Annotated in this window: 6 protein-coding genes; 2 read left to right on the top strand and 4 right to left on the bottom strand. The window is 70.1% G+C overall.

What is annotated here, in order from left to right:
- Positions 1–150: 150 nt before the first annotated feature.
- Together ACFVYE_RS22305 and ACFVYE_RS22300 are read right to left on the bottom strand one after the other, a co-directional pair.
- A complete protein-coding gene (locus ACFVYE_RS22305; protein ID WP_383958545.1) occupies positions 151–1,293 on the bottom strand; it encodes a low temperature requirement protein A in 1,143 nt (380 codons plus the stop codon).
- A 50-nt stretch (positions 1,294–1,343) separates the two neighbouring features.
- A complete protein-coding gene (locus ACFVYE_RS22300; protein ID WP_389607019.1) occupies positions 1,344–2,711 on the bottom strand; it encodes a dihydrolipoyl dehydrogenase family protein in 1,368 nt (455 codons plus the stop codon).
- 243 nt (positions 2,712–2,954) lie between these two features.
- Here ACFVYE_RS22300 and ACFVYE_RS22295 point away from each other — a divergent pair, with 243 nt between their 5' ends.
- Entirely contained in the window at positions 2,955–3,533 is a 579-nt protein-coding gene (locus ACFVYE_RS22295) for a DNA starvation/stationary phase protection protein (protein WP_329837051.1), read from the top strand.
- Between the two features lie 152 nt (positions 3,534–3,685).
- Positions 3,686–4,558 carry a LysR family transcriptional regulator gene (locus ACFVYE_RS22290; protein WP_389607017.1) on the top strand — a complete coding sequence of 291 codons (873 nt, stop codon included), beginning with the start codon at positions 3,686–3,688 and terminating at the stop codon, positions 4,556–4,558.
- Between the two features lie 382 nt (positions 4,559–4,940).
- On the opposite strand, the gene ACFVYE_RS22285 is transcribed toward ACFVYE_RS22290, so the two are convergent.
- Both ACFVYE_RS22285 and ACFVYE_RS22280 read right to left on the bottom strand, forming a co-directional pair.
- Positions 4,941–5,618, bottom strand: a complete 678-nt coding sequence (locus ACFVYE_RS22285; protein ID WP_383958551.1) for a VOC family protein — start codon at positions 5,616–5,618, stop codon at positions 4,941–4,943.
- Positions 5,619–5,633: 15 nt separating this feature from the next.
- Complete coding sequence (locus ACFVYE_RS22280) at positions 5,634–6,992, bottom strand: MFS transporter (RefSeq protein ID WP_389607014.1); 1,359 nt, start codon at positions 6,990–6,992, stop codon at positions 5,634–5,636.
- Positions 6,993–7,127 lie beyond the last annotated feature (135 nt).

Here is a 7,127-nt window from a genome sequence, read left to right as displayed (position 1 = left end):
GGCCCCCCCCCGTGCTGGCCCCGCCCCCCCCCGGCGGGGGGGCCGGCGCCCCTCGGGGGGGGGGGGGGGGCGGGGGGGCGCGGGCCCCCCCCACCCCCCCCGCGCCCCCCCCCCCCCCGCGGCCCTTCGGTCCCGGCACAGGGTGAGATCTCACCGCAGGCTTCTGCACCGCTGTTCCACCGTGACCACCACGACCAGGACCGCCAGCAGCACACCGGCGGCGAGGGCAGGTGCCGGGAAGAAGGCGGTCACCAGGACGCCGACCGCGGCGACGGGATACGGAATCCACTCGGCCACGGTTCTTTGATGGGGCCGAAGGTGTACGGCCCAGACGGTGATCAGGAAGACGGCCGCGGGGACGGTGACCGCCGCGCCCGCGGCCAACGGCGAGGCATCCGTGCGTCGCGTGACGTGATCGGCATACGCGGCCAGGCCGGCTCCCTCGGCGGTCGCCGAAGCGAAGATCAGGTAGTGGCCGTAGGCCCAGGTGAATCTCCTGCGGTGGGCCTGGTGCGTCGTGGCAAGCAGGGCGTGCGCGGATCTTGCGAAGTACAGCCACCACATGGCGTAGGCCATGAACAGGCCACCGGCCGCCACCGCGTACAGCGAACCGGTGCCCTGGTGCCGGTCGAAGGCGCCCCGGACGGCGACGGTGGCCGCCGCGACGGACTCTCCGAGGACGATGAGGGTGAAGAGTTCGTAGCGCTCGGCAATGTGGCGCGGATGCCATGGGGTCATCCCGGCGGACTGCGCCCACACCGGGACGGAGACCTCGGCGATGATCAGCGCCACAATGCCCGGCAGCCGCGCCGATGCCGGGAGACCGAGCAACCCGACCCACCCGATCTGACATACCGTCACCCCAACGGCGAAGCGCAGGGTGGTCGGCCGCCGAGCGGGGTCGGACCACGCGGCGCGCAGCCACAGGGCGGCCAGCGCCGTGCGCAGCACGACGTATCCGATGGTGATGACCCGCAGGTCACCCTCCTCGAACGCGCGGGGAACGCCTGCGGCGAGCACGAGCGACCCCGTGATCTGGACCAACACCGTCAACCGGTACAGGACGTCGTCCGGGTCGTAGGCGGAAGCGAACCAGGTGAAGTTCATCCACGCCCACCAGATGGTGAAGAAGACCAGCGCGAAGCGCAGGACACCGGTGGCGTACTCCCCGTCGGTCAGCGCCTCGTGCAGACTCCCGGACGCCTGCGCCACCGCGATGACGAAGCACAGGTCGAAGAGAAGCTCCAGCGAGGTGGCGGCCCTGTGCGGCTCGTCGGGGTCGCGGCCCGGCATGGTGCGCCATCGCCTGGGCGCCGGGGCCGCGTGGGCGATCGGGGGGCGGCTCAGCGGAGGGCTCCGAGCGCGGCCTCGACCGTCCGGTGGAAGGTGGGATACGTGTAAATCATGTGCTGGAGCCGGTCGACGGGTATCTCGGCGTGGACGGCCACGTTCAGTCCGTAGAGCACCTCGCCTCCCGCCGGCCCCGCCGACGTCGCGCCGATCAACACGCCCCGGTCCGCGTCCTCCACAAGCTTGATGAGCCCCTCGTTGCCCGGCCCGTGGATCCAGCCTCGCGTGGAGAAGGCGATGGGCAGCACACTGGTGCGTACCCGCAGCCCCCGCTCACGCGCCTGCCGCTCCGTCAACCCGACGGCCCCGATCTCCGGATCGGTGAAGGTGACGCGGGGCAGCGCCCGGTAGTCGGCGTCGGGACCGGGCTGTCCGAGGATGTCCCGGACGGCGATCTGCGCCTGGTACATCGACACATGGGTGAAGGCGCCTCGGCCTGTGATGTCGCCGACCGCCCACAGCCCCTCCCCCGCCCGCATCTGCCCGTCCGTGTTCACGGCTCCCGCCGATGGATCCAGCCCCACCGTGTCGACCGCCAGTGCGGCCAGGTCGGTGTGGCGCCCGGTGGCGACCAGAAGCCGTTCGGCACGAAGCGGCTCCCCGTCACCCTCAAGGCGGACGGTGAACTCGGTGCCGTCATGGCTGACCTGCCGTGCCCGAGCACCCGTGAGTACGGTGACTCCGTCCGCCCGCAGCACCTCCGCGGCCAGCCCCCCGGCTTCCGGTTCCTCCTGCGACAGCAGCCGGTCCTGCCCCTCGATCACCGTGACCGCACACTTGAAGCGGGCGAAGACCTGGGCGAGTTCGACACCGATGGCGCCCCCGCCGAGCACGACCATCGACTCCGGCAGCTCCTTGGCCGCCATGGCATCCCTGTTGGTCCAGTACGGCGTTCCCTCGATGCCCGGCACCGGGGGGATCCGGGGCCGCGTGCCGGTGGCCAGCACGACACCGCGCCGGGCTTCGAACGTGCGGTCGCCGACCGCCACCCGGCGCGGCCCGGAGAGACGGCCCGTCCCCCGGACGAGCCGGCCGCCCTTGGCCGCGAGACGGCCGGCGGCGGCCTGGTCGTTCCAGTCGTCAGTGGCCTCGCCGCGGATACGCCCGGCGACCCTGCCCCAGTCCGGAGTCACGACCGCTTCGCCGGCGAGGGCGGGCACCCGGCCCGCCTCGGCGAGCAGATTCCCGGCCCGGATCATCATCTTGCTGGGCACGCACCCCCAGTACGGACACTCGCCCCCGACGAGTTCCGCCTCGACCCCCACCACGTCCAGCCCAGCTTCGGCCAGCGTGCCCGCGACGTACTCACCACCCGGCCCCAGCCCGACGACCACCACATCCGCCTGCTCGTTCGCGCTCATGCCTGCCTCTCCTCGTTCCTCGGGCTCCACGGACGTGGGCCGTCCTGCCGAGGCTAGATCGGCCGGCCGAAGGCCCGTGCCCGACAGCGCACGGGGGCTTGCCCGAAAGCGAACGCTTGGCACGGGACACCGCGCACTGTGCACTGGCGGACACCACCGCATGCGCTCCCGGTCAATGCGCCCTGCGTCGGGGCACCTAGCGTCACTCGGGTACGCACAGCACGGCACCACAGGAGGCGAACCATGACCACCAGTACCAAGCCCGTGAGCAGCAGCCAGCCGTGGCTGCACCAGAGGGGCGAGGTGATCCAGGAGTTCGGCACCGTCAAGCAGTTCCCGATCGGCCTGTCCTACGAGGCGCGGATGTACTCCTGCCAGCGCCTGAACAAGGTCCTGGCGGACACTCAGATCCTCTACGGCCTCTACAAAAAGCATCACTGGCTGATGCGCGGCGCGACCTTCTACCAACTGCACCTGGTCCTCGACAAGCACGCGGGGGAGCAGCTGGAAATCGTCGATACCATCGCCGAACGCGTCCAGTCCCTGGGCGGCGTCGCGGTGGGCGACCCCAGGCACGTCGCGGAGATCACATCGATCCCGCGGCCTCCGGACGGAGTGGAGGAAGTGCCGGCGATGCTGTCACGGCTGCTGGAAGCCCACGAGACCATCCTCGTCGAGGCCCACGACGCCGCCGCCCGGACCGGTGAGCTGGGTGACGACGGCACCAACGATCTCCTGGTCTCACAGGTGATCAGGACCGGGGAACTGCAGGCCTGGTTCCTGGCCGAGCATCTGGTCGACACCCCGCTCGTCCGCGCCTGAAGGATCCCGCCGGTCCGCGTCTGAAGGTGCCGGAGCGCGTGCCTGAAGGAGCATGAGCCGGCCCCGGACGACGACGTCGTCCGCATACGATGCAGCAAGGATCGAAGATCGTCGTCTCTGTATTGGACGGAGCGCTGTTTGATCGGGAGCGGATGATGGATCTGCGGCAGATGGAGGTCGTCGTCGCGGTGGCGGATGCGGGCGGGTTCACGGCGGCGGCAAGGCGGCTGCACGTGGTCCAGTCCGCCGTATCCAGCACGGTCCGGGGCCTCGAACGTGAGCTGGGCACGCCGTTGTTCGCCCGCACGACGCACCGCGTCGCCCTGACACCGGCCGGCGAGGCGTTCGTCCCCGCCGCACGCGCGGCGCTCCGCGCCGCCGAACTGGCACGGGAGGCGGTCGACGCCGTACAGGGACAGCTGCGCGGGCGGGTGACGGTCGGCACAATGCAGGGGGTCTGGGCGGGTCTCCACCACGCCCTGGCCGCGCTGCGGGCGGAGCACCCAGGTGTGGTGGTCCAACTGAGGCAGGCGGCGGTGGCCGACATCCGGCAGGCGCTGCGCGAGGGCACGGTGGATCTGGCCGTGGTGGCGCTCGACCGCCAACAGCAGCGAGGACTGACGACCCGGCTGCTGTCCCGCGAGGAGATGGTGCTCGTTGTGTCGTCCCGGCGGGTCATCGCCGGGACGACACCGAACGGCGAGGTCCGACTCGCCGACGTCGCCCGGTTGCCGATAGTGGACTTCACACCCGGCTGGGCCATCCGCTACGCGGTCGATCGGGCCTTCCGTGCCGCAGGCGTCGACCGCAGCACGACATTCGAGGTGAACGACATCGTCGCGGCAGCCGAACTGGTCCGCAACGACTTGGGCATCTGCATCATGCCCAAGTCGATCGCAGCCCGCTTCCCCGATCTGCCCCAGTACCGGTTCGACCGGCACGCGCCGAACTGGAAGATCATGGTGGTGAGACCTCCCGGCGAGGCACCCCCGGCAGTCGCCGCGCTGCTGCGGCACATCACCTGACGGCGAGGCGGCTCACGACCCGAGCCTCGCAGCTTCTCCTCACACCCAGCCTCGCTGCTGGCCGATCCCACCGCGAATTTCGCCCAAGAAACCGGTACCCGCCGGCCCACCGTCGCTGCCTGTCGACGCAGGACGACCCTTGGCACCGCGTCGGCGGCCATCCCACCAACAGCCGGGCCCGAGGTCAGCCGTGCCCGCTGGGCGCCAGCACCGTCCCGCGGTCGCGGCTCACGGCGTATCACCGCTGCAGCCCCGGACAAGCTGGTTTCCCGGGCGCGGGGCGTAGGCAGGCCGTCCGCCCGGCTCCGAATTGGCCGAGTGAGTCGGAAGCGCGGTCCCCGTGGCGACGACCTGCGGGTGCGCGGTGCGGGACCAAGTGGGCTCACGCACATTGCCGAGGCTCGGTGACCGCCGTGCGGCGGATCACCACCTCACCCTCGTCCGTGGCGACGGCGACCGCGTACAGGCCGGGACGTCCGCCGTTGTACTTCAAGGGAAGGTCGGCGGCGCCGTCGCCCAGCCACGCACGCATGTCCGCCGCGGTGCCACCGACCTCCATCCAGGTGATGCCCTGGGGCGTGTTCCGCTGCCCGTTGCGCGGTTGGGCGGCCGGGTGTTCGGCGAGGTCTTCGATCAGGAACACGTTGGGCATTCCCCGCTGCCAGCAGGGAATGGTCTCGGGAACGCGGATCGCGTTGCGTTGCACGCCGTCCGTCCGCTTGCGCAGCGGTTTGTCTATGATGTCGGTGCCGAAGTGCTCGGCCAGCTTCTCCAGCTCGTCGCGCGAGTCGACCCGCAGGCACCAGCCGATGAACACGTCGCCGCCCTCGATCTGGTCGTAGAACCAGCGGGCGTTGGGGTTGGTCTGCGGTGCGTAGGCGTCGATGACGCTCTCTACCTCGATGTACTGGTCCGGTCCCAGCGGGACGATGCGGTTGGCGATGCCGAGGTGGGGGAACCAGCCCCCCTCGTACTGTCCGAACCCCGTTTCCTCGCAGAGCTGTTCGGTGCCCGCGTAAATGTTGCGGGATCCCAGCGAGATGTGGTCGATCGTGAGCAAGGTGTTCGTCCTTCGTCAGTGAGCGGTGACTTCTTCGATGTCACCGCGGTGTGAGATGGGGGTGGGGGAGGTGGCGCCGCGCGTCCGTATCCGGTTGCCGGTCACGGTGACGACGGCACAGCCGATGAGCGAGGCGGCGATGAAGTACAGGCCGCTGTTGTAGTTTCCGGTCGCGTCGCGCAGCCACCCCACGATGTAGGGGGCCAGGAAGCTGCCGATGTTGCCGAGCATGGTGGTGAGGGCGATGCCGACGGACATGGCGACGGGCCCGCGCAGGTGTCCGACCGGGATCTGCCACATGAGGAAGAGGGCCGCATAGATACCGGACGTGAGCAGGACCGTACCGAGCAGGGTGAGCCACAGGCCGGTGGTGTTGGCGGCCAGTACGGTGCCGGCGGCGGCCAGCAGCGCACCGCAGGCCACGTGCCACACCCGCTCGTTGCGCCGGTCCGAGCTGGACACCCACAGGAGGGCGACGAGCGTCGCGGGGATGTAGACGGCCCCGGACAACAGGCCCGTCTGGAGCACGCTCAGCTTGGTGTGGGCCTGCTGGGCGAAGCCGGTGATGATCAGCGGAAGGAACGAGGTGATGGCGACGAAGCCGACCCACAGGAGGCTGACGCCCACGGAAAGGGTGACCAGGCGGAGGTCACGCAGGCGCTGGAGGACGTCGCTGAACCGGATCTTCAGCTTCTCTGTGGCGGTCTCCGCCGTGGTGACCCGCAGCAAGGCCTCCCGTTCCGGCTCCGTGAGCCACGGGGCGGTCGCCGGAGAGTCGGTCAGGAAGCGAAGCAGTACCAGACCGAGGATGATCGTCGGCACTCCCTCCAGGATGAACATCCACCGCCACCCGGCCACTCCCATCACGCCGTGGGCGTACTGGATGATCGCCGCGGACAGCGGTGTTCCCAGGATCGCGTAGAACGGCAGACACACCAGAGCGGTGACCCGGCCGCGCATCCGCGGCGGGAACCAGATCGTCAGATACATCAGCATGCCGGGGAGCATGCCTGCCTCGACGGCACCCAAGGCGATTCTGCTCGCGATGAGGCTGCCCTCGCCCTGGATCAGGCTCGACAGAACGGCGACGACGCCCCAGGACATCGTGAGCAGACCGAGCCAGCGCCGCGGGCCCAGCTGGTTGAGTGCCAGGTTGCCGGGGACCTGCAGGGCGATGTATCCGGCCGAGAAGATCCCGGTGGCGAAGCCGAAGGCGGAGATGCTGATGCCGAGATCGGCGTTCATGGTCAGCGCGGCGGTCCCGAGGTTGACCCGGTCGAGGTAGCCGGCCGTATAGAGGAGCAGGACCAACGGGCCCAGTCGTCTGAGGGCCTTTCTGACCGCCTGGCGCTCGGCCAGGGAAGAGTCTGACACAGTGGGTTCCCTTCTCGGAACGGTCTGTCCGCTGGTCTCAGCGGTGGAGGGGGCTACGTCGTGCCCGTGCCACCCGGCGCACGGCAGTCGCCGGGTGGGTTCGTACGGGACCGCTCACGGTGGAGGAGCCGCAGC

The sequence above is a fragment of the Streptomyces sp. NPDC058239 genome, assembly GCF_042882185.1.
GTDB lineage: Bacteria > Actinomycetota > Actinomycetes > Streptomycetales > Streptomycetaceae > Streptomyces.
This window is presented reverse-complemented; position numbering and strand designations above follow the sequence as displayed.